Origin of the sequence: Streptomyces sp. 7N604 (genome assembly GCF_052245475.1) — a bacterium.
Taxonomy (GTDB): Bacteria; Actinomycetota; Actinomycetes; order Streptomycetales; family Streptomycetaceae; genus Streptomyces.
Genome location: NZ_JBQQBX010000011.1, coordinates 1 through 22160 on the forward strand (window position 1 = coordinate 1; position 22160 = coordinate 22160).

Sequence of the window (22160 nt, forward strand, 5' to 3'; positions counted from 1 at the left end):
ACACAGGCCTTGCTCGCGCTCGCCCGCCGCCGGGTCGATGTGCTGTGGGCGATGCTGCGTGACAAGAGGCTGTTCACCTCCGTCCCGCCGGTCACGCAGACGGCTTGACACGATCATTGAGATTCTCTTTTCTCTCGTTGCTCGGCGTGTGGTGCTGCTTCGGAAGGGATAGACCTCGCGGTTGTCCGGAACTCATCGGTGGCGGAGAGTCCGACCGAAAGGAATCACTCCTCCGGCCAGAGGTCCGTCTCCTCGAAGACCAGCAGCGTGCGGGTGCTCAGCACCTCGGGTATGGACTGGATGCGGGTGAGCACCAGCTCGCGCAGCGCCCTGTTGTCCTCGGTGTGGACCAGCAGCAGGACGTCGAAGTCGCCGCTGACCAGGGCGATATGGGCGGCGCCCGGCAGCTCCTGCAGCTGCTCGCGCACCGTGCGCCAGGAGTTCTGCACGATCTTGAGGGTGATGTACGCGGACGCGCCCTGGCCTGCCCGTTCCTGGTCGATGCGGGCGCTGAAGCCGCGGATCACCCCGTCCTCGATGAGCCGGTTGATGCGCGCGTAGGCGTTGGCGCGCGAGACGTGCACGCGCTCGGCCACGGAGCGTATCGAGGCGCGGCCGTCGGTGCGCAGCATCCCGAGGATCGCGCGGTCGATCGCATCGAGGGGGCGTGAGGGCGGAATCCGGTCTTCTTGGGCCATCCGTTCAGCTGCCATCCCGCTGTGCCTCCCCGATATGGACGTCCTGTCTTCATCTCAGGCTGTGGAGAACCGTTTGTCCACAGGCTGGGTCCGCCTGTAGCCAAAATGTGCCGACGACCGAACAATCGGTAGGTGAGACGCTCCCCTGGCTCAGCCGGGGGACCCCCAAACCGCGTCCGCCGGAAGCCTGCCCGTCCCGGCCCACCGGCATGGGACCTCCAGGAGGTGCTCGATATGACGGTCCTCGAACAGCCCGGGTCGTACCACCCCGCCCCGCCGCCCTCCTGGCGGCCCCGCGTCGATCCCGCGCCGCTGCTGCCCGACGCGGAGCCGTACCGCATCCTGGGGACCCCTGCGGCGCGGGACGCCGACCCGTCCCTGCTCCGGCGGCTCCACGCCGAGCTGGTGCGCGGCCGCCGTTACAACACGCAGGCGACGGCGCTCACCCGGCAGGGGCGGCTGGCCGTCTACCCGTCCAGTACCGGCCAGGAAGCCTGCGAGGTTGCCGCGGCGCTCGTCCTCGAGGACCAGGACTGGCTCTTCCCCAGCTACCGCGACACGCTCGCGGCCGTCGCCCGCGGCCTCGATCCCGTGCAGGCGCTCACGCTGCTGCGCGGCGACTGGCACACCGGCTACGACCCGTACGAGCACCGCGTCGCCCCGCTCTGTACGCCGCTGGCCACCCAGCTGCCGCATGCGGTCGGCCTCGCGCACGCCGCCCGTCTCAAGGGGGACGACGTCGTCGCGCTGGCCATGGTCGGCGACGGCGGCACGAGCGAGGGCGACTTCCACGAGGCGCTGAACTTCGCCGCCGTCTGGCACGCCCCCGTCGTCTTCCTCGTCCAGAACAACGGCTTCGCCATCTCCGTGCCGCTCGCCAAGCAGACGGCCGCGCCCTCCATCGCCCACAAGGCGGTCGGGTACGGCATGCCGGGCCGGCTCGTCGACGGCAACGACGCGGTGGCGGTTCACCAGGTGCTGAGCGAGGCCATGCGGCGGGCGCGCAGCGGCGGCGGGCCGACGCTCGTCGAAGCCGTCACCTACCGGATCGAGGCCCACACCAACGCGGACGACGCCACCCGCTACCGCTCGGACTCCGAGGTGGAGGAGTGGCGCGAGCACGACCCGATAACCCTCATGGAGCGCGAGATGCGCGAGCAGGGCCTGCTGCACGACGCCGTGGTGGAGGCCGCGCGCGACTCCGCCGAGCGGCTGGCCGCCGACCTGCGGGCGCGGATGAATCAGGACCCGCTCCTGGACCCCATGGACCTGTTCGCCCACGTCTACGCCGAGCGGACCGCGCAGCTGCGCGAGCAGGCCGAGCAGTTGCGTGCCGAGCTGGACGCGGCGGAGGACGAGCAGGCCGGCAGCGAAGGGGAGGGCGGGCAGTGACCACGGCACCAGCCACCGCAGAGCCGGGCTCCGGCGTGCGCAAGCCCGCGACCATGGCACAGGCCCTGGGGCGCGCGCTGCGGGATGCGATGGCCGAGGACCCGTCCGTGCACGTCCTCGGAGAGGACGTGGGCACGCTGGGCGGCGTCTTCCGGATCACCGACGGCCTCGCGAAGGAGTTCGGCGAGGACCGCTGCACGGATACGCCGCTTGCGGAGGCCGGGATCCTGGGCACGGCCGCCGGGATGGCGATGTACGGGCTGCGGCCCGTCGTCGAGATGCAGTTCGACGCCTTCGCGTACCCGGCGTTCGAGCAGCTCATCAGCCATGTCGCGCGGATGCGCAACCGGACGCGGGGCGCCATGCCGCTGCCGATCACCGTACGGGTGCCCTATGGCGGCGGGATCGGCGGGGTCGAGCACCACAGCGACTCGTCCGAGGCGTACTACATGGCGACGCCCGGACTCCATGTCGTCACACCGGCGACCGTCGCCGACGCGTACGGGCTGCTGCGGGCCGCGATCGCCTCCGACAATCCGGTGATCTTCCTCGAGCCGAAGCGGCTGTACTGGTCCAAGGCCGACTGGTCGGCCGACGAGCCGGAGGGGGTGCCGCCCATCGGGCGGGCCGTCGTCCGCCGTACGGGCCGCAGCGCCACGCTCATCACCTACGGACCCTCCGTGCCGGTGTGCCTGGAGGCGGCGGAGGCGGCGCGGGACGAGGGCTGGGACCTCGAAGTCCTCGATCTGCGCAGCCTGGTGCCATTCGACGACGAGACGGTGAGTGCATCGGTCCGCAGGACCGGCCGGGCGGTGGTGGTTCACGAGTCCACCGGTTTCGGCGGTCCCGGCGGGGAGATCGCCGCGCGGGTGACGGAGCGGTGCTTCCACCATCTGGAGGCCCCCGTGCTGCGCGTCGCCGGGTTCGACATCCCGTATCCGCCGCCGATGCTGGAGCGGCACCATCTGCCGGGTGTGGACCGCGTTCTCGACGCGGTCGCCCGGCTCCAGTGGGAGTCGGGCTGGACCGAGGCGGAGGGCATGCGCTGATGGCTGTGGTGCGCGAGTTCACGCTGCCCGACCTGGGCGAGGGGCTGACGGAGGCCGAGGTCGTCCGCTGGCTCGTGCAGGTGGGCGATGTGGTGGCCGTCGACCAGCCGGTGGTGGAGGTCGAGACGGCGAAGGCGACGGTCGAGGTGCCGTGTCCCTACGGGGGCGTGGTGACCGCGCGCTTCGGGGAGGAAGGGACGGAACTGCCGGTCGGGGCACCGCTGTTGACGGTCGCCGTGGGCGTGGACTCCACGGCCTCGCGGGCGGAGGAGCCCGCGGAGCCCGCGGGGCGGCCGGGCTCGGCGGCCGAGGAGGGCTCGGGGAACGTTCTGGTCGGGTACGGCACGGGTGCGCCGGCCGCGCGCCGCCGCCGGGTCCGGCGTTCGGGCGGGTTCTCCCGGTCGGCCACGGAGGGCGAGAGGGAGCCGCGGGCGGCGGACGTGGCGCACGTGGCGTACGCGGGCGGTGGCCGGGGCGGGCGCGCCGGGGCGGGGGCGCCGTCCGGCGCCGCGGGTACCGGCCCCAGGGACCGTGCGTCGGGCGGGGAGACCGGGGACAGGCAGACAGTAGGCGGGCAGACCGGGGGCGGGCTGTCCGCGGTCGCGCAAGCCGTGGCCGGGCAACCCACGGGCGGGTCCTCCGCGGGCGGATGGTCCGCAGGCCAAGCAGGAGAACGGGCAGGCGGGCCCGTCGCCGTGATCTCGCCGCTGGTGCGGCGGATCGCGCGGGAGCACGGGATCGATCTGCGGGCGGTGAAGGGGTCCGGGCCCGAAGGGCTGATCCTGCGGGCCGATGTCGAGGAGGCCGCGCGGAGGATGACCGTGACCGCGGCGCACGGCGAGGCGGCTCCGTACGCCGCGGCCGGGACGACCGGCCCAGGGCCCGTCCTCGCCGGGGCGCCCGCCGGGCGGCCGACTGGCGAGCCCGCGGGCGTAGGGGGCCCGGAGCGCGAGGAGCGGATCCCGCTGCGCGGCGTGCGCGGGGCCGTCGCCGACAAGTTGTCCCGCAGCCGCCGCGAGATCCCCGACGCGACCTGCTGGGTGGACGCCGACGCCACTGAGCTGATGGCCGCCCGGACCGCCATGAACGCCTCCGGCGGGCCCAAGGTGTCGCTGCTCGCACTGCTGGCCCGGATCTGCACCGCTGCGCTCGCCCGCTACCCCGAGCTGAACTCCACCGTGGACACCGGGAACCGCGAGATCGTGCGGCTGCCCGCCGTGCACCTCGGGTTCGCGGCGCAGACCGAGCGGGGCCTGGTCGTGCCCGTCGTCCGGGACGCGCAGGCCCGTACGACGGCCGGGCTGACGGAGGAGATCGCCCGGCTGACCGAGGCAGCGCGGGCGGGTGCGCTCACGCCCGCCGAGCTCACCGGCGGCACCTTCACGCTCAACAACTACGGCGTCTTCGGCGTCGACGGCTCCACGCCGATCATCAACCACCCGGAGGCGGCGATGCTCGGTGTCGGACGAATAGTGCCGAAGCCGTGGGTGCACCAGGGAGAGTTGGCGGTCCGGCAGGTCGTACAGCTGTCGCTGACCTTCGACCACCGGGTGTGCGACGGCGGCACGGCCGGGGGCTTCCTGCGGTTCGTGGCCGACTGCGTCGAGCAGCCCGCGGTGCTGCTGCGCACCGTGTGAACGAGCTGCGCACCGTGTGACCGAGCTGCGCACGGTGTGACCGAGGGCAACACCGGGGCCTTCCCGATCTCTCCTGGGACTCTTCCGTGTGCCTTCCGCCCGGCTTCTGTCCTGGCTTCCGCCCGGCTTCCGCCGCCATCCGCCCCCGTTCCGCCCCGACCCCCGCACACCGTCCGCGTACCTCCGGGGCGACTACGGGGCGCGCCCGGCCATACTCGGGTGCATGACTGCGCATGCGTACGACGCGGTGGTGCTGGCCGGAGGAGCCGCGAAGCGGCTGGGCGGCGCCGACAAGCCCGGCCTTCGGGTCGGCGGGCGCCGGCTCCTGGACCGGGTGCTCGGCGCGTGCGCGGACGCCGCCGTCACGGTCGTCGTCGGCTCCCGGCGGCCGACCGCACGGGTCGTGCGCTGGACCCGCGAGGACCCGCCCGGCGGCGGGCCGCTGGCTGCCCTCGACGCGGGCCTGCGGCAGGTCACGGCACCGGTCGTGCTCGTGCTCTCCGCCGACCTGCCGTTCCTGTCGGCGGCTACGGTGCGGGGGCTGCTCGCGGCACTGGAGGGTCCGGCGGACGGTCCCGCGGACTCCGGCGGTCCGGGTTCCCGGGGCGGTCCGGGGCCTGCGGACGGTCCAGGGTCCGCGGGCGGTCCGGGTTCGCTGGGCGGTCCGGGTGCCACGGGCGCTCCGGATGCCACGGGCGCTCCGGGTGCCACGGGCGCTCCGGGTGCCGGGGACAAGGCCGACGCGGTCGTCCTCGTCGACGCCGACGGGCGTGACCAGCCGCTGGTCGCCGCGTACCGCACCGAGCCGCTGCGCCGCGAACTCGCCCTGCTCGCCGCCGAGCACGGCGGCCTCGCCCACCTGCCCCTCCGGCTGCTCACCGCCGAGCTCACCCTTCACCGCCTGCCCGGCCCCGACGCCGCCGCCTCCTCCTTCGACTGCGACACCTGGGAGGACATCGCCGCGGCCAGGGCTCGTATCAGGGAGCATGGAAACGTGCTGGACGAATGGATTGCCACAGTCAAGGACGAACTCGGGATCGAGCTGGACGTCGACACCGGCGTCCTGCTGGACCTCGCCCGCGATGCCGCGCACGGCGTGGCCAGGCCGGCAGCGCCGCTGACCACCTTCCTGGTGGGGTATGCGGCGGGCCGGGCAGGCGGCAGCGCGGCCGAGGTCGCGACCGCCGCCCGCAAGGCGGCGGCGCTCGCCGAGCGCTGGGCCGAGGAGTCCCCCGACGGCCCGGCCAACGGCCCGGAGAAGACGGCGGGATGACGGACCCGGGCGTGGGCCGCGACATGCCGTGGAACGTGGAACACCCGGCGGCCGGTGAAGGCGGCCGAGCGGGCGTCGATCATGCCGACCACCTGCATGCCGACCGCCTGCATGCCGACCGTCGCCATGCCGGCCTTGAGGTGGGCCATGCGCTCGAGCCCGGCGACCCGCTGGAAGTAGCCGCGGCGCTGGAGGCAGCCGACGCGCTGGATGCCGACGAGCCGCGGAAGGCCGACGACGGACTGGAGGTCGACGACGCGCTGGCCATCGCCAACGAAGGGCGACACAGCGGCTCCGCCGCGCAGGGCACGGGCAGCGCGGCCCGGCGCGAGCCGGGCGGTTCCGCGTCACGCACCCGCCGCGCAGCGCACCTGGTACGTATCGAGGGCGGGGCAGCCGGGCCGAACGACGCGGGAGACGCCGCCGAGCCCGCCGGGGGCGGAGTGATCCGGCCGGAATCGCAGCAGGGCGGCGGGCACCATGGCACGCCGAGTCGGGAGCGGGCGCGGGATTCCGCTGAGCCGGAGTCGGACGAGTTGTGGCCGGGAGCGTTCCACCACAGCGCGCCGCAGCAGATCTCCGTGCCGCAGGGCGGAACACCGCGGTCCGGTGCCGCACAGCCCGCGGAGGCGGCGGCCGGGCGGTCCGGCCATGCCCATGGCGTTCATGGCGTTCATGGCGCCCATGGCGCGCAGGGCACCGATACCGCCCATCACGCCCATCATGCCCATCACGCTACGTCCTGGAGCGAGGCCCGGGACGTGGCCGCGCGGGCCGCGGGTGGGCCGTTGCCTTCCGTCGTACGGGGGCTCGGGGACGCGCTGGGGCATGTGCTGGCCGAGCCGCTGGTCGCACTGACCGACCTGCCGTCGTTCGACACCTCAGCCATGGACGGATGGGCAGTCGCGGGCCCCGGGCCCTGGCGGATCACCACGAACGCCACGAACGCCGCCGACGCCACGAACGCCGCCGACGTCGCGGACGCTGCGGACGCCACGTCCTCCCGGGACGTCCCGTACACCGCAGGCTCCGAGCACGGCATCCTCGCCGGCCATGACGCGCCCCCGCCGCTGCCCGACGGCCAGGCGGTCCCTATCGCCACCGGCGCACGGGTCCCGGCCGGTACGACGGCGGTGCTGCGCAGCGAGCACGGCGAAGTGCGGGAGCGCGAGGCGCGGGAGCCGGTCCGCGACGAGCCGCAACCACGACCGCACGGCACCGAAACACCCGCCGACCAGCCGCCCGCCGACCAGCCGCCCGCCGACCAGCCGCCCGCCGACCAGCCGCCCGCCAAGGAACCGCCCGCCGACGAGCCGTACCGCGCGGTGCGCGGTGCCTCGCGCGAGGCCTGGCTGCACGTACTCCCCGGCCGGGGACCCGTCGCGCCGGGCCAGGACATCCGCCCCCGCGGCCAGGAATGCCGCCGCGGCGACCGGCTGCTGCCCGCCAGGACGCTCGTGACCCCCGCCGCGCTCGGACTCGCCGCCGCCGCGGGCTACGACGAGCTGCGCACGTTCCCCCGCCCTCGCGTCGAAATCCTCGTCCTCGGCGACGAGTTGCTGGACGCGGGCCTCCCCCGCGAGGGCCGGATCCGCGACGCGCTCGGTCCGATGCTCGGCCCCTGGCTGCGCGCACTCGGCGCGGAGGTGATCGGTACGCACCACCTCCGCGACGAAGCCGACATCCTCCACAAGGCCGTCACCGCATCCACCGCCGACCTCGTCGTCACCACTGGCGGCACCGCCTCAGGCCCCGTCGACCACGTGCATCCGACGCTTCACCGCGCCGGTGCCACGCTGCTGGTGGACGGAGTCGCCGTACGCCCCGGGCACCCCATGCTGCTCGCGCGACTCGCCCCCGGTAAGCACCTGGTGGGGCTCCCCGGCAACCCGCTCGCCGCCGTCTCCGGGCTGTTCACGCTCGCCGAGCCCCTGCTCCGTACGCTCTCGGGCCGGGCGGCCTCGGCAACCGACGAGGCGGGAACCGCCGCCACGACGGCAACAGTCGGCCTCACCGCCGCCGTTCAGGGCCATCCGCACAACACCCGGCTCGTCCCCGTCGCCCTCCGCGGCGGCCGCGCCGTGCCGCTGCACTTCCACGGGCCCGCGATGCTCCGCGGAATTGCCGGTTCCGACGGGCTGGCGGTCGTGCCGCCCGGCGGCGCGGAGCCCGGGGACGCGGTGGAGTACCTCGAACTGCCCTGGTCCACCAGCCACATCAGCCCCACCGGCGCCGGCCACAGCCCCACCGGCCACAGCCGCACCAGCCCCAACTCCACCGGCGGCGCCGACCCCACCCCCACCAGCGAGGGCCCCACCAGCCCAGTCGCCCCCGTCAGCCCTCCGCACCGCGGGACCGACGCGTGAAGCTGCCCAGCCAGGACGCCGCCGCCCGCGTCGCACCCGAGCCCGGCGGCTACCGCATACAGCTCCCGCGCCGCACCGTCCGCGGACCGCTCCAACAGGTCGTCGGACGCCTGCTGATGGCCCTCTTCGTCCTCCTCGCGACGGTGCTCCTGGTCTACGCCGAGCGCGACGAGTACCACGACAACGCCGACGCGGACGTCGACTTCCTCGACTGCGTCTACTACGCGACCGTCACGCTCTCGACCACCGGCTACGGCGACATCGTCCCGTACGGCGACGGCGCCCGGTTCACCAACGTCGTCCTCATCACACCCCTGCGCGTGCTCTTCTTGATCATCCTGGTCGGCACGACCCTCGAGGTCCTCACCGAACGCAGCCGCGAACAGTGGCGGCTGAACCGCTGGAGGTCCGCCTTGCGCGATCACACCGTCGTCATCGGCTTCGGCACCAAAGGCCGTACCGCCCTCCAGACCCTGACCGCCAAGGGCCTGTCCAAGGAAAAGGTCGTGGTCATCGACCCGAGCCAGAAAGTCATCGACACGGCCACCGCAGACGGCTTCGTCGGCGTCGTCGGGGACGGCACGCGCAGCGATGTCCTGCTGCGCGCCGAGACGCAGCGGGCCGGACGCATCATCATCGCCACCCAGCGCGACGACACGGCCGTCCTCGTGACCTTGACGGCCCGTCAGCTCAACCGGGGCGCGAAGATCGTGTCGGCGGTCCGCGAAGAGGAGAACGCGCCGCTGCTGCGCCAGTCCGGAGCGGACGCTGTGATCACCAGCTCCAGCGCCGCGGGCCGCCTGCTCGGCCTCTCCGTCGTCAGCCCCAGCTCGGTCACGGTCATGGAGGACCTGATCCAGCAGGGCAGCGGCCTGGACCTGATCGAGCGCCCGGTGGTGAAGGCCGAGGTCGGCCGGTCCGTACGGGAGGTGGACGACCTGGTCGTGTCCGTGCTGCGCGGGCACCGGCTCCTCGGCTACGACGACCCGAAGGCCAGCCCGCTCCAGGCGACCGACCGGATCATCGCCATCAGCCGCGCCAGGCCCCAGACCAACACCCTGGACCGGGAACCGGAGCAGTAGCCGCTGCCCGGACCGGCTGGACCTGGACCGGCGGGACTTGGCTGAAGCGGCTGGACCGGCGGGACTTGGCTGAAGCGGCGGGACTTGGCTGGACCGGCGGGGCCCGCTGAACCAGCAGCCGGACCAGCAGGACCAGCCGGACCAGCAGGACCCGCTGAACCACCAGGACTGCTGAACCACCAGGACCGGCTGAATTGCCCGGACCTGCAACCGGAGTAGCCTCGCGGCCATGCCTATGCACGCGATCACCATCCCCGAACCCGGTGGACCCGAGGCCCTGGTGTGGGCCGAGGTCCCGGACCCCGTGCCCGGCGAGGGCGAAGTGCTGGTCGAGGTCGTGGCCAGCGCCGTCAACCGCGCCGACCTGCTGCAACGCCAGGGCTTCTACGCCGCGCCGCCCGGCTCGTCCCCGTACCCCGGCCTCGAGTGCGCCGGCCGGATCGCGGCCCTCGGGCCCGGAGTCTCCGGCTGGTCCGTCGGCGCGGAGGTGTGCGCGCTGCTCGCGGGCGGCGGCTACGCGGAGAAGGTCGCGGTCCCGGTCGGCCAGCTGCTGCCCGTCCCCGAGGGTGTGGACCTGGTGTCGGCCGCGGCACTGCCCGAAGTGGTGTGCACGGTCTGGTCGAACGTCTTCATGGTCGCCCACCTCCGCCCCGGCGAAACGCTGCTGGTGCACGGCGGATCGAGCGGCATCGGCACGATGGCGATCCAGCTCGCGAAGGCGGTCGGGGCCAGGGTCGCGGTGACGGCGGGCAGCCAGGAGAAGCTGGAGCGCTGCCGCGAGCTCGGCGCGGACATCCTCATCGACTACCGCGAGCAGGACTTCGTCGAGGAGATCCGCAAGGCCACGGACGGGGCGGGGGCGGACGTCATCCTCGACATCATCGGCGCGAAGTACCTCGGCCAGAATGTGAAGGCACTCGCCGTGAGCGGCCGGATCGCCGTCATCGGCCTGCAGGGCGGGCGCAAGGGCGAGCTCGACCTGGGCGCGCTGCTGGTCAAGCGCGGCGCGGTGACGGCGACCTCGCTGCGCGGGCGGCCGCTGGCGGAGAAGGCGGCGATCGTGGCGGCGGTGCGCGAGCACGTATGGCCGCTGTTCGCAACCGGGCGGGTACGGCCGGTGGTGGACCGTACGCTCCCGATGCGGGACGCGGCGGAGGCCCACCGGGTGCTGGAGGGCAGCGCCCACGTGGGGAAGGTCCTGCTCACGGTGTGACGGCCGGGGCGACTCGCAGGCCCCTCGGGCTTCCTCCGAAATCCCGTACGTTCCGGCCGGCTCCGACCTCCAACGAGCCTCGCCGGACTCTCGCCCGACTCCCGTCCGAGATGCCGGATTTCATCCGTCATGTGACTCTGAACACTGCATCGGAAGGGTCACCCTGACGGCTCGCACGGGAGGGGGTCACCACTGTGGCTCCAGCGCTTCGCTCGCGATTCGCCATCGGGCTCCTGGTGGGGGCGGCCATGCTGCCGGCCCCCACCGCGCTCGCCCGCGAACAGGCTCATTTCCCTGTGGAGCGCAGGACGTCCGTCACCGGGCCACAGATCCCGCTGATTCACTCGATGGGCCGCCTGGGCATATCCGCCCCGTATCCGTCCGGCAGGGCGCCCTGGGCGGCCCAGGTTCCCGGCCCCGACCCCTCATTCCGGCCCGGCGGCCCCTCCCGGCCGGGCTCCGGCTCCAGGGAGACCGGCCCGCCTGAGGAACCCAGCGCTCCGCCGGGCCCGGGCATACCCCCGGGCGATCCGCCCGGCCCACCGTCCGCCGAGCCCCCCAGCGGCGGCGCCGCCGAGCCCTCCCCGCCCACCCATGCGGCCCCGCACCCGCCCGGCCCGACGCCTGACCTGCCGTCCCCGCCCGACCGTGACGAGCTGGAGGGGGCGTGGCGGCCCCCGCTGCCGTATGAGCCGCAGCAGCAGGAGCCGGTCGAGCCCGAGTGGACCGAGGTGAGCGAGGCGCCCGCAGACCCGTCCTCGACCGGTACACCGGACCCGGACAGCGCCGCCCCCAGCACGAGCGCCGAGGAAAGCGGCCAGCGGACCGGGGCGCACTCCAGCGGACGGATGCTGCGGGTGCTGCCGATCGGGACCGGTCTGGCGCTGATGGGATTCGGCCTCGCCTACATCGGCATCCGGCTGCGGCAGCACTGACCCGCACCTGAGGACACACCCGCGCACGTCCCCGAGCACACACCCGCGCACGCACCTCACACCCCCGCCGCCCCCCGCCCTTCCCTCGCCACGGGAGCCCATCGAAAGCGGTGGATCGGCCGTACCCGGGGGCGGAACCGTTTACAAGTCCGTGTGCGAGAGAATGGCGGCATGGAGATGCCGAGGAATGAACGGTCGCAGGAGAACCCCCAGGTGCTGGTCGTCGGACCCGACGGGATGGCTCTCGGCAACCCCGGCTCCGGCGGCGGGGAGGGCGACGAGGAGTCGCGCGAGGTTCCTGTGACCGACATGGTCGAACAGCCCGCGAAGGTCATGCGCATCGGCAGCATGATCAAGCAGCTTCTGGAGGAAGTCCGTGCGGCACCTCTGGACGAGGCGAGCCGGGTCCGGCTCAAGGAGATCCACCACAGCTCCGTGAAGGAGCTGGAGGACGGCCTGGCGCCCGAGCTCGTCGAGGAACTGGAGCGGCTTTCGCTGCCCTTCACCGATGACGCCGTCCCGACCGAGGCGGAGCTGCGGATCGCGCAGGCTCAGCTGGTCGGCTGGCTCGAGGGACTGTTCCACGGCATTCAGACGGCCCTGTTCGCCCAGCAGATGGCGGCCCGGGCCCAGCTGGAGCAGATGCGCCGGGCGCTGCCGCCGGGCGTGATGACAGCCGAGGGCGACGAGGAGCGATCCCAACAGGGTGGCGCCCGCTCAGGTCCGTACCTGTAAGCACCTGTAAACGAGAAGGGCCCGGCACGCAACCGCGCGCCGGGGCCCTCCTCGTACCTCAGGCGGGCTTGCCGGTGGACACCGTCAGCACGAACTTCTCCGTCTTGTCCTTCGGGTCGAACGGGTCGCCCGTCAGCGGGGTCTGCCGGAGAACGATGCCCTTGCCCCAGGAGTTCTCGTTCTCGTACACCACGCTGTACTTCCAGCCCGCTGCGTTCAGGCACTCCTTCACCGACGTGACGTCGTAGTACTGGAACTGCGGCGCGGAGATCTTGCTGTTGTCGTCCCAGTACTCGTTCGCCTCGGTGCACTTCTCGGTGTCGATGACCCGGGTCTTGTCGCCGGGGTTGAACTCGCCCCCGCCGCTCGCAGATCCGCCCGAGCCCGCCGGCTGCCGGCTCGCCGTCTCGTCCGTCGTGGGCTGCGTCCTCTCCCTGCCGTCCGCCTGGCCGCCATCACCGTTCTCCTTGTTCAGCACGATCGCGGTGATCAGGCCGCCGATCGCCAGCAGCGCGACGACGACCGACGCCACGATCACCGGCATGTTGCTCCTGCCGCCCGAGGACGGGCCGTGCGGGGGCGGGGTGATCGAGTACGGCGGCGGGGTCTGCGAGCCGCTGCCGTACGGCGGGGGAGCGGGTGTCTGCAGGCCCGGGGTACCCGGGGTGTGGTAGCCCGGCTGCCCCGGCTGCTGCATCGGCTGCGAGGGCGGCGGCGGGGTCGAGGGGCCGAAGCCGCCCATCTGCTGGCCCGAGTGCGGCTGCTGCGCGGGCTGCTGGTACGGCGTGTGCACATTCGGCGGCGCCGGGGTCTGCTGGTCCACCGGAGGGAAGACCGCCGAGCCGACCCCCGAGCCGCTGCGCGCCGCGGGCCCGCCGGCGATGATGATCGGCGCGACCCCGGTCTGCCCGCTGCGCGCGGCCCGCGCGCACTCGTCGCGCATCGCCTCGGCCGTCGGGAAACGCTCGTTGGGGTTCTTCCGCAGCGCCCGCGCGACCAGCGCGTCGACCGCAGGCGGGACCGACCGGTTGATCGAGGACGGCGGGGGCGGCTCCTCCTGCACATGCGCGTACGCGATGGCCAGCGGCGAGTCCGCGTCGAACGGCAGCCGTCCCGTCAACAGCTCGAAGAGCATGATGCCCACCGAGTAGAGGTCGGAGCGGGCGTCCACGCCACGCCCCAGCGCCTGCTCGGGGGAGAGGTACTGCGGGGTGCCGACGACCATGCCGGTCTGGGTCATCGAGGTGACCCCGGACTGCATCGCGCGCGCGATGCCGAAGTCCATGACCTTGACCAGATTGCGCTTGGTCATCATCACGTTGCCCGGCTTGATGTCCCGGTGGACCAGGCCCATCTCGTGGCTGACCTCGAGCGCCGCCAGCACATCCGCGGTGATCTTCAGCGCCTTCTCGGCCGGCATCGCGCCGTACTGCGCCACGTCCGCGTCCAGGACCGAGCGCAGCGGCTGGCCCTCGACGTACTCCATGACGATGTACGGGACGACCGCGCCGTCGCCCGCGCCGGAGGCGCTGTCGGACAGAGCGTCCTCGCCGGAGTCGAAGACCGAGACGATGTTGGTGTGGGAGAGCTTCGCCACGGACTGGGCCTCGCGGCGGAACCGCTCGCGGAAGGACTGCTCGCGCCCGAGCTCGGTGTGGAGGGTCTTGATGGCGACCTGCCGGTCCAGCACGGTGTCGTACGCGAGGTGTACGGACGCCATGCCGCCCGCACCGAGCAGGTCGCGCAGCTGGTAGCGGCCGCCGCCGACCGAACGGCCCTCGTAACGGCCCTGTGCGCCGTCCTGGCTCATCTTTCTGCTCCCCCCGTGGCGCACGGCCTTGCGCTGCGGCCGCTGCGGCCCCGGCGTGCCGATCCCGTCACGCATGATTACCAGTGATTCCCGGCCAAGTCTGCCGGAGGGCGGGGACACGTCAAGCTGCATGCCCGTTCCGTGACCGGATGCGCAAGAAGCGTCTCTGAAGCGTTACAGCGGCACCACGTGATTTGCCTCGCGCGACCTGCGGGGGGTTGGATGGCCGGTCCATCACGAACCGGACCACGGCCCGGACCCTGTAGCGTGCCCTAGGGAAGACCGCAAGGACCGCAGCGACAGCACGCGGACAGACACGACGGCGAGGACTGATGGCACAGACGCAGCGCGCCCAGGGCCCGTCCGAACCCGACGCCACCGGCGGGGGTGTCCCCGAAGCGCCGGAGGCGTGGGGGGTCGGCGGGCTCGTCGGCGACGGCCGCTACCGCCTCACCCACCGCCTCGGCCGCGGCGGCATGGCCGAGGTATTCGCCGCCGAGGACGTGCGCCTCGGCCGTACGGTGGCGGTGAAGCTGCTCCGCACCGACCTCGCGGAGGACCCGGTCTCCAAGGCGCGCTTCACGCGCGAGGCACAGTCGGTCGCGGGCCTCAACCACCATGCGGTGGTGGCCGTTTACGACTCCGGCGAGGACGTCGTGGGCCCGCACACTGTGCCGTACATCGTCATGGAGCTCGTCGAGGGCCGGACGATCCGCGATCTGCTGCTCAACGCCGAGGCGCCGCCGCCGGACCAGGCGCTGATCATCGTCTCCGGGGTGCTGGAAGCGCTGTCCTACAGCCACCACCACGGCATCGTGCACCGGGACATCAAGCCCGCGAACGTCATCATCACCAACACCGGCGCCGTCAAGGTGATGGACTTCGGCATCGCTCGTGCGCTGCACGGCGCGCAGTCCACCATGACCCAGACGGGCATGGTCATGGGCACCCCGCAGTACCTCTCCCCCGAGCAGGCCCTTGGCAAGGCCGTGGACCACCGCTCGGACCTCTACGCGACCGGCTGCCTGCTCTACGAACTCCTCGCGCAGCGCCCGCCGTTCACCGGCGAGACCCCGCTCTCGGTCGTCTACCAGCACGTCCAGGACGACCCGGTCCCGCCGTCCGAGACCGCCGACGGGGTGCCGCCGGAGCTGGACGGGCTGGTCATGCGCTCGCTCGCCAAGGACCCTGACGACCGGTTCCAGAGCGCCGAGGAGATGCGCGGCCTGGTCCAGTACGCGCTGCAGATGCTGCAGGAGAAGGGCGGCCACAGCGGGGTCTGGGACACCGGTCCCGTGGCGCACACCGGCGCGAACACCCCGGCGATGGGCGTGGCCGGCACGACCGTCCTGCCGCACCCGAGCCATGGCGACACCCCCGTCGGCTTCAGGACGGGCAACACCGCGCAGATGGGCTCCGGCGGTTCGCTGCTGCCCGGCGCCCGCGCCGACGACGGCGGCTTCGACGGCCGCCGGCCGGGCGGCGGGAAGGGCCGGGGCGGCCGCGGCAAGATGTGGCTGTTCGCGGCGCTCGCCGTGATCGCGATCATCCTCGGTGCCGCCTACGCGCTGGACAGGACCGGCCAGCAGGCCGGCGGGGACAAGAAGGACACCCCCTCGACCACGGCCCCCGAGAAGACGGAGAACAAGCCGTCCCAGTCGGAGGACGAGGAGACGACGGAGGGCACGGACCCGGGCGCGGTCGTCGGCGGCCAGGACGACTACACGCCGTCCTACACGCCCTCGCAGAAGCCGAGCCAGACGCCGTCGACGACGCCGTCCCAGACGGCGCCGACCGACGATCCGACCGACACCCCGACGGACGGCACGTCCAGCGGCGGCGATCCGACCGACGACCCGTCCAGCCCCGGTGGCACGGACGACCCGGGCAACGGGGATCCGTCGGGCGGCCCGACCCTCCCCGACCCCGGCGAGGAAGACTGACCGGGGGCAGCGGCCGGCACCGTATTGCCACCGCCGGCACCGTATTGCCACCGTCCCGGGTCACCCCGTGAAGGCGTCGCAGACCGCCTCGTACTCGCGCGTCCACCACACCGACAGCGCCGCCGCCGCCGGGAACTGCGGATCGGCGCGACGGTCGCGCAGCTGGTAGCGCCAGCGCAGCATCCAGAAGTCGTTGAGCCGCTCCCACCACACCCGGTGGACCGCCGCGGCCAGTTCGTCCGGGGTGGCGCCGGTCGCGGCCCGGTATGCGCGGGCGTACGGCCGTACCTTCGACAGCTCCAGCGTCCCCCGCGGCCGTACGAAGAAGATCGCCGCGGCCCGTACCGCCTCCTCGGCGCGGGGCTGGACGCCGAGCCGGTCCCAGTCGATGATCGCCGCGGGCTCCGCGCCCCGGTAGAGCAGGTTCAGCGGGTGGAAGTCGCCGTGCACCCAGCCCGTCGCAGGCTCGGCGCCCGCCTCGGGGCGGCGGTGGGCGTGCCGCTCCAGCAGGGCCCTGCGCTCGAGGAGCCGGTGTTCCGCGAGCTCGTCGAAGGTGTCGCGCGGGCGGCTGGCGCGGGCGAGGCCGAGCAACTCCTCGATCAGCTCGAAGGTGTCGGTCGGGTCGGCGCTCTCGACCCGGGCCTCGGCCTCGGGGACCGGTGACTGCAGCATCACCCGCTCCAGGCAGGTGTGGACGAGCCCCAGCAGCGCTCCGAGCCGCCGGGACTGGGCGCAGCTGAGCTGGGCGCCGTCCCGGTGTCTGCCGTCCACCCAGGGGTGCAGGGCGTAGCAGCCGCCGCCTATCACCACGACCGTACGGCCGTCCGTGTCGGCCAGGGGCGGGGCGACCGGCAGGCCGAGCGCCGCGAGCCGGGCGATGGCGCCGTGCTGGTGGGTGATGGCGTCGCTGTCGCCGTCGAGGTGGTGCTTGAGGAAGTAGCGGCCGCTGGTGGTGGCCAGGTGGTAGCCGCGGTTGAGCAGGCCCTGGGCGACGGGTTCGCAGGACAGCGGCTCGCCGGCGCCCTCGTACTGGCGGAGCAGGGCATCGAGAGCGACGGGGGCCTCGGGAGCGCCAGAGGCGTCATATGAGCGCGGCACGCGCCAGATGCTAGATGACCGGGTTACATAGCGTGGTCGGCCTGGCGCGCGGGGACTCCGGTGAGGTAGTGGACGGCGACGAACTGCGGCTCGATCTTCCGGTCAGCCCTTTTCCGTCTGCATGCGGGCCCTGAATGCCGCGGCCTGGGAGCGGTGCTCCAATCCGAGTTTCACCAGCAGGCCGGAGACATCATTCTTGATCGTCTTTTCGGGGAGGTGCAGGCGCTCGCCGATGGCCCTATTGGTCAGGCCCTCGCTGATCAGCTTCAGGACTTTCCGCTCGTGCTCGGTGAGGTGCACGAGTTTTTCATCGCTCTCCGCGCCGTTTCCGTCGTGCAGCCGCTCCCGCACGCGGGCCGTCGCGGCCGGATCGAGCAGCGATTTCCCGGCCGCCACCTCCCGTACGGCCGAGAGCAGTTCATGGCCGCGGACCGCCTTGAGCAGGTAGCCGGAGGCGCCCGCCACGATCGCGTCGATGAGGGCCTCGTCGGCGGAGGAGGTGAGCATCAGGCACTTCACGTCCTCGTCCCGGGAGCGGATCTCCCGGCAGACCTCGACGCCGCTGCCGTCGGGGAGCCGTACGTCCAGTACGGCGACGTCCGGGCGGGTGGCCGGGATACGGGGCAGGGCCTCGGCCGCGGTGCCGGCCTCGCCGACCACCTCGATATCCTCCTCGACCGACAGAAGGTCATGGATTCCGCGGCGGACCACCTCGTGGTCGTCCAGCAGAAATACCCTGATTTGTCCTTCATCGCGCACGCCGTCAGTCTCACACACCAACTCTTCCCGTGCTCTTGTGCTCCGGGATAACGTGCCGTTGTCCGGCGAACCGCAAGGCCGTGACCAGTGCAGTTCCCGCTCACCTCGCGATTTACTTGGAAATCCAAGCAAAATCGCAGGTCAGAGGGGTTTCGCAGACATGTGGCGCACTGGGTAACGTGCCTATTGCAGGCCGCGTCCGGACACCTGTCACGCCCGGTTCGGCCGTGCCGCACATACCCCGTGCGCCGTTTCGAAGCGGGTGAGCCCCAAACTGGCCACCGGCGGATCCCGGGGGCCGGACAGACGGAGGAGCACACCGTGACCGTGGAGAGCACTGCCGCGCGGAAACCGCGTCGCAGCAGCACCGGCAAGCGCGCCGGCGTCAAGAAGCCGCCGACCGACGCCCGCCCCGAACTCGTACAGCTGCTGACGCCGGAGGGCGAGCGGGTCGAGCATCCCGAATACTCGATCGAGGTGACCCCGGAAGAGCTGCGCGGCCTGTACCGCGACATGGTGCTGACCCGGCGCTTCGACGCCGAGGCCACCGCACTTCAGCGACAGGGCGAGCTGGGCCTGTGGGCCTCGCTGCTCGGCCAGGAGGCCGCCCAGATCGGCTCGGGCCGGGCGCTGCGCGACGACGACTACGTCTTCCCGACCTACCGCGAGCACGGCGTCGCCTGGTGCCGCGGGGTCGACCCGACCAATCTGCTCGGCATGTTCCGCGGTGTAAACCACGGCGGCTGGGACCCCACAACCAACAACTTCCACCTCTACACGATCGTCATCGGCTCGCAGACGCTCCACGGAGTCGGCTACGCGATGGGCGTGGCCAAGGACGGCGCCGACTCGGCCGTCATCGCGTACTTCGGTGACGGCGCCTCCAGCCAGGGCGACGTCGCCGAGGCGTTCACCTTCTCCGCGGTCTACAACGCCCCCGTCGTCTTCTTCTGCCAGAACAACCAGTGGGCGATCTCCGAGCCCACCGAGCGGCAGACCCGCGTCCCCCTCTACCAGCGCGCCCAGGGCTACGGCTTCCCGGGCGTCCGCGTCGACGGCAACGACGTCCTCGCCTGCCTCGCCGTCACCCGCGCCGCGCTGGAGCGGGCCCGCAGCGGCCAGGGCCCGATGCTCATCGAGGCATTCACCTACCGCATGGGTGCCCACACCACCTCCGACGACCCGACCCGCTACCGCGGCGACGACGAGCGCGCGGAGTGGGAGGCCAAGGACCCGATCCTGCGGCTGAGGACCCACCTGGAGCGGGAGGGCTTCGGCGACGCCGCCTTCTTCGAGGAGCTGGAGCAGGAGAGCGACGCGCTCGCCAAGCGGGTCCGCGAGGCCGTACGCGCCATGCCCGACCCGGACTCCATGGCGATGTTCGAGCATGTCTACGCCGACGGGCACGCGCTCGTCGACGAGGAGCGCGCGCAGTTCGCCGCGTACCAGGCTTCGTTCGCGGACGCGGAGGAGAACTGACCATGGCCACCGAGAAGCTCTCGCTCGCCAAGGCGATCAACGAATCGCTCCGTACGGCCATGGAGGCCGACCCCAAGGTCCTCATCATGGGCGAGGACGTCGGCAAGCTCGGCGGCGTCTTCCGCGTCACGGACGGGCTGCAGAAGGACTTCGGCGACGACCGGGTCATCGACACCCCGCTCGCCGAGTCCGGCATCATCGGCACCGCGATCGGCCTCGCGCTGCGCGGCTACCGGCCCGTCGCCGAGATCCAGTTCGACGGCTTCGTCTTCCCCGCGTACGACCAGATCGTCACGCAGCTGGCCAAGATGCACGCCCGCGCCCTGGGCAAGGTCAAGCTGCCGGTCGTCATCCGTATCCCGTACGGCGGCGGGATCGGCGCGGTCGAGCACCACAGCGAGTCGCCCGAGGCGCTCTTCGCGCACGTGGCGGGGCTGAAGGTGGTCTCGCCCTCCAACGCGGCCGACGCGTACTGGATGATGCAGCAGGCCATCGAGTCGGACGACCCGGTCATCTACTTCGAGCCGAAGCGGCGCTACTGGGACAAGGCCGAGGTCGACACCGGCGCCATCCCCGGACCGCTGCACTCCGCCCGCGTCGTCCAGCAGGGCACGGACCTGACGCTGGCCGCGTACGGGCCGATGGTGAAGGTCTGCCTCGAGGCGGCCGCCGCGGCCGCGGAGGAGGGCAAGTCCGTCGAGGTCGTCGATCTGCGCTCGATGTCGCCGATCGACTTCGACACCGTCCAGCGGTCGGTCGAGAAGACCGGCAGGCTGGTCGTCGTGCACGAGGCCCCGGTATTCCTGGGGACGGGGTCGGAGATCGCCGCCCGGATCACCGAGCGGTGCTTCTACCATCTGGAGGCCCCGGTGCTGAGGGTCGGCGGGATGCACGCGCCGTACCCGCCGGCGCGGCTCGAGGACGAGTACCTGCCGGGGCTCGACCGGGTGCTGGACTCCGTCGACCGCGCGCTGGCGTACTGAGGGGCCGAGGAGATCGTGACGATGACGGATATTGGTCAGCGCTTCCGCGAGTTCAAGATGCCCGACGTGGGCGAGGGACTGACGGAGGCCGAGATCCTCAAGTGGTACGTCCAGCCCGGGGACAGGGTGACCGACGGGCAGGTGGTCTGCGAGGTCGAGACCGCCAAGGCGGCCGTGGAGCTGCCGATCCCCTTCGACGGGACCGTCCATGAGCTGCGGTTCCCCGAGGGGACGACGGTGGACGTGGGCACGGTGATCATCGCCGTCGACACCGAGCCCGGGGGCGGCTCCGCCGCACCGGGCGAGGGCGGGGCGGCGCCCGGCGCCGCGGGGCAGCCGGCGTACTACCCGCCGAAGTCGGAGGAGGCGGCCCGGGAGGCGGCCGAGCCCGGCCCCGCGCCCACGCCGACGGTCCCGGGCGAGGGTGAAGGCGAGACCGAGCCCGAGGGCCGCCAGCCGGTCCTCGTCGGCTACGGCGTGTCCGCCTCCTCGACGAAGCGCCGCCCGCGCAAGCCGCAGCCGGGGCAGGCCCCGGGTGTCCCGGCCCAGCCGGGCGCCGGTGGCGCCGCCCAGGCACCCGCGGCGCCGCAGGGGCAGCCTTCCGCCAGTGCCGGCGGGGCAGCGCCCGCGGCGCAGCCGGCCGCGGCCGCGCTGCAGTCCGAGCTGAACGGCCACGCCGGTGCGGCCGACGCGGTTCCCGGCGGGCCGCAGGCCGCCGCCGTGGCGCAGCCGGGGGCGCGGGCTGCCGGGACGGCGGCTCCTTCGGTGCCGGGTGGGCGGCCGCTGGCCAAGCCACCGGTCCGCAAGCTCGCCAAGGATCTCGGCGTGGACCTGGCAACCGTCACCCCGACCGGCCCGGACGGGATCGTCACGCGCGACGACGTGCACGCGGCCGCCGCCTCCGCCATGGCGGCGACCGAGGCCGCACCGGTGGAGGCCCCGGCGCCCGCGCCCGCCGCCGCCCCCGCCGCGCCGCGCGAAACCCGCGTGCCCGTCAAGGGCGTACGGAAGGCGACGGCCCAGGCGATGGTCGCCAGCGCCTTCACCGCGCCGCACGTCACGGAGTTCATCACCGTGGACGTGACCCGCACGATGAAGCTCGTACAGGAGCTCAAGCAGGACCCGGACATGGCGGGTCTGCGGGTCAACCCGCTGCTCCTGGTCGCGAAGGCCTTCCTCGTCGCGATCCGGCGCAACCCGGAGGTCAACGCGGCCTGGGACGAGGCGAACCAGGAGATCGTGCGGAAGGAGTACGTGAACCTGGGCATCGCCGCGGCCACCCCGCGCGGCCTGATCGTGCCCAACATCAAGGACGCGCACGAAAAGACCCTGCCCGAACTCGCCGCCGCGCTCGGCGAGCTGGTGTCCACGGCCCGCGAGGGCAAGACGTCCCCCGCGGCCATGCAGGGCGGCACGGTCACGATCACCAACGTCGGCGTCTTCGGCGTCGACACCGGCACCCCGATCCTCAACCCCGGGGAGTCGGCGATCCTCGCCTTCGGCGCGGTCAAGCTGCAGCCGTGGGTCCACAAGGGCAAGGTGAAGCCCCGCCAGGTCACGACGCTGGCGCTGTCCTTCGACCACCGCCTGGTCGACGGCGAACTGGGCTCCAAGGTCCTCGCGGACATCGCAGCGGTCCTGGAACAGCCGAAGCGGCTGATCACCTGGACGTAGCCCGAGCGAATGCATGATCAGGGCCCGGACGGAA

At 72.7% G+C, this 22160-nt stretch carries 17 protein-coding genes; 13 read left to right on the forward strand and 4 right to left on the reverse strand.

The window, feature by feature from the left end; all coding sequences use genetic code 11:
• Positions 1-224 precede the first annotated feature (224 nt).
• Positions 225-713 (reverse strand): Lrp/AsnC family transcriptional regulator, encoded by a 489-nt coding sequence (locus ACTWP8_RS13615; RefSeq protein ID WP_443322407.1) that lies wholly within the window; start codon positions 711-713, stop codon positions 225-227.
• Between the two features lie 219 nt (positions 714-932).
• Here ACTWP8_RS13615 and pdhA (ACTWP8_RS13620) point away from each other — a divergent pair, with 219 nt between their 5' ends.
• The 9 genes from pdhA (ACTWP8_RS13620) to ACTWP8_RS13660 all read left to right on the forward strand — a co-directional run bounded on the left by pdhA (ACTWP8_RS13620) (position 933) and on the right by ACTWP8_RS13660 (position 12380).
• Positions 933-2090, forward strand: coding sequence for a pyruvate dehydrogenase (acetyl-transferring) E1 component subunit alpha (pdhA, locus tag ACTWP8_RS13620; RefSeq protein WP_443322408.1), 1158 nt, complete (start codon positions 933-935; stop codon positions 2088-2090).
• Positions 2087-3139, forward strand: coding sequence for an alpha-ketoacid dehydrogenase subunit beta (locus tag ACTWP8_RS13625; protein ID WP_443322409.1), 1053 nt, complete (start codon positions 2087-2089; stop codon positions 3137-3139). The genes pdhA (ACTWP8_RS13620) and ACTWP8_RS13625 overlap by 4 nt, the downstream gene beginning before the upstream one ends.
• Positions 3139-4776, forward strand: a complete 1638-nt coding sequence (locus tag ACTWP8_RS13630; RefSeq protein WP_443322410.1) for a dihydrolipoamide acetyltransferase family protein — start codon at positions 3139-3141, stop codon at positions 4774-4776. The genes ACTWP8_RS13625 and ACTWP8_RS13630 overlap by 1 nt, the downstream gene beginning before the upstream one ends.
• 223 nt (positions 4777-4999) lie before the next feature.
• The gene (locus ACTWP8_RS13635; RefSeq protein ID WP_443322411.1) at positions 5000-6049 is read left to right on the forward strand and encodes a DUF6457 domain-containing protein; all 1050 of its coding nucleotides are present in this window, start codon (positions 5000-5002) and stop codon (positions 6047-6049) included.
• Positions 6046-8415: a molybdopterin-binding protein gene (locus tag ACTWP8_RS13640; RefSeq protein ID WP_443322412.1), complete on the forward strand. Its 2370-nt coding sequence runs from the start codon at positions 6046-6048 to the stop codon at positions 8413-8415. Before ACTWP8_RS13635 ends, ACTWP8_RS13640 begins: the two co-directional genes overlap by 4 nt.
• Positions 8412-9497: a potassium channel family protein gene (locus ACTWP8_RS13645; protein WP_443322413.1), complete on the forward strand. Its 1086-nt coding sequence runs from the start codon at positions 8412-8414 to the stop codon at positions 9495-9497. Before ACTWP8_RS13640 ends, ACTWP8_RS13645 begins: the two co-directional genes overlap by 4 nt.
• Positions 9498-9732: 235 nt before the next feature.
• Positions 9733-10710: an NAD(P)H-quinone oxidoreductase gene (locus tag ACTWP8_RS13650; RefSeq protein ID WP_443322574.1), complete on the forward strand. Its 978-nt coding sequence runs from the start codon at positions 9733-9735 to the stop codon at positions 10708-10710.
• Between the two features lie 194 nt (positions 10711-10904).
• The gene (locus ACTWP8_RS13655; protein WP_443322414.1) at positions 10905-11645 is read left to right on the forward strand and encodes a hypothetical protein; all 741 of its coding nucleotides are present in this window, start codon (positions 10905-10907) and stop codon (positions 11643-11645) included.
• A 171-nt stretch (positions 11646-11816) separates the two neighbouring features.
• Positions 11817-12380, forward strand: coding sequence for a bacterial proteasome activator family protein (locus ACTWP8_RS13660; RefSeq protein WP_443322415.1), 564 nt, complete (start codon positions 11817-11819; stop codon positions 12378-12380).
• 58 nt (positions 12381-12438) lie between these two features.
• On the opposite strand, the gene ACTWP8_RS13665 is transcribed toward ACTWP8_RS13660, so the two are convergent.
• Positions 12439-14190: a protein kinase domain-containing protein gene (locus tag ACTWP8_RS13665; protein ID WP_443322575.1), complete on the reverse strand. Its 1752-nt coding sequence runs from the start codon at positions 14188-14190 to the stop codon at positions 12439-12441.
• Between the two features lie 332 nt (positions 14191-14522).
• On the opposite strand from ACTWP8_RS13665, the gene ACTWP8_RS13670 reads away from it, so the two are divergent.
• Positions 14523-16133: a protein kinase domain-containing protein gene (locus ACTWP8_RS13670; protein WP_443322416.1), complete on the forward strand. Its 1611-nt coding sequence runs from the start codon at positions 14523-14525 to the stop codon at positions 16131-16133.
• A gap of 60 nt (positions 16134-16193) precedes the next feature.
• On the opposite strand, the gene ACTWP8_RS13675 is transcribed toward ACTWP8_RS13670, so the two are convergent.
• Both ACTWP8_RS13675 and ACTWP8_RS13680 read right to left on the reverse strand, forming a co-directional pair.
• Positions 16194-17231, reverse strand: coding sequence for a phosphotransferase (locus ACTWP8_RS13675; protein ID WP_443322417.1), 1038 nt, complete (start codon positions 17229-17231; stop codon positions 16194-16196).
• 102 nt (positions 17232-17333) lie between these two features.
• Positions 17334-17990 carry a response regulator gene (locus ACTWP8_RS13680; protein ID WP_443322418.1) on the reverse strand — a complete coding sequence of 219 codons (657 nt, stop codon included), beginning with the start codon at positions 17988-17990 and terminating at the stop codon, positions 17334-17336.
• Between the two features lie 321 nt (positions 17991-18311).
• On the opposite strand from ACTWP8_RS13680, the gene pdhA (ACTWP8_RS13685) reads away from it, so the two are divergent.
• From pdhA (ACTWP8_RS13685) to ACTWP8_RS13695, 3 genes are read left to right on the forward strand one after another with little or no spacing between them, the layout of a single operon-like run.
• Positions 18312-19469, forward strand: a complete 1158-nt coding sequence (pdhA, locus tag ACTWP8_RS13685) for a pyruvate dehydrogenase (acetyl-transferring) E1 component subunit alpha (protein ID WP_443322419.1) — start codon at positions 18312-18314, stop codon at positions 19467-19469.
• A 2-nt stretch (positions 19470-19471) separates the two neighbouring features.
• On the forward strand, positions 19472-20452 hold the full coding sequence (locus ACTWP8_RS13690; protein WP_443316199.1) for an alpha-ketoacid dehydrogenase subunit beta: 981 nt from the start codon (positions 19472-19474) through the stop codon (positions 20450-20452).
• 21 nt (positions 20453-20473) lie between these two features.
• On the forward strand, positions 20474-22126 hold the full coding sequence (locus ACTWP8_RS13695; protein WP_443322420.1) for a dihydrolipoamide acetyltransferase family protein: 1653 nt from the start codon (positions 20474-20476) through the stop codon (positions 22124-22126).
• Positions 22127-22160: the final 34 nt, after the last annotated feature.

Bases quoted from the DNA above. Each gene is read 5' to 3' on its own strand.
- pdhA (WP_443322408.1), top strand. From the start codon at position 933: ATGACGGTCCTCGAACAGCCCGGGTCGTACCACCCCGCCCCGCCGCCC.
- ACTWP8_RS13670 (WP_443322416.1), top strand. From the start codon at position 14,523: ATGGCACAGACGCAGCGCGCCCAGGGCCCGTCCGAACCCGACGCCACC.
- ACTWP8_RS13615 (WP_443322407.1), bottom strand. From the start codon at position 713: ATGGCAGCTGAACGGATGGCCCAAGAAGACCGGATTCCGCCCTCACGC.
- ACTWP8_RS13690 (WP_443316199.1), top strand. From the start codon at position 19,472: ATGGCCACCGAGAAGCTCTCGCTCGCCAAGGCGATCAACGAATCGCTC.
- ACTWP8_RS13660 (WP_443322415.1), top strand. From the start codon at position 11,817: ATGGAGATGCCGAGGAATGAACGGTCGCAGGAGAACCCCCAGGTGCTG.
- ACTWP8_RS13635 (WP_443322411.1), top strand. From the start codon at position 5,000: ATGACTGCGCATGCGTACGACGCGGTGGTGCTGGCCGGAGGAGCCGCG.
- ACTWP8_RS13665 (WP_443322575.1), bottom strand. From the start codon at position 14,190: ATGAGCCAGGACGGCGCACAGGGCCGTTACGAGGGCCGTTCGGTCGGC.
- ACTWP8_RS13630 (WP_443322410.1), top strand. From the start codon at position 3,139: ATGGCTGTGGTGCGCGAGTTCACGCTGCCCGACCTGGGCGAGGGGCTG.
- ACTWP8_RS13650 (WP_443322574.1), top strand. From the start codon at position 9,733: ATGCACGCGATCACCATCCCCGAACCCGGTGGACCCGAGGCCCTGGTG.
- ACTWP8_RS13695 (WP_443322420.1), top strand. From the start codon at position 20,474: ATGACGGATATTGGTCAGCGCTTCCGCGAGTTCAAGATGCCCGACGTG.
- ACTWP8_RS13640 (WP_443322412.1), top strand. From the start codon at position 6,046: ATGACGGACCCGGGCGTGGGCCGCGACATGCCGTGGAACGTGGAACAC.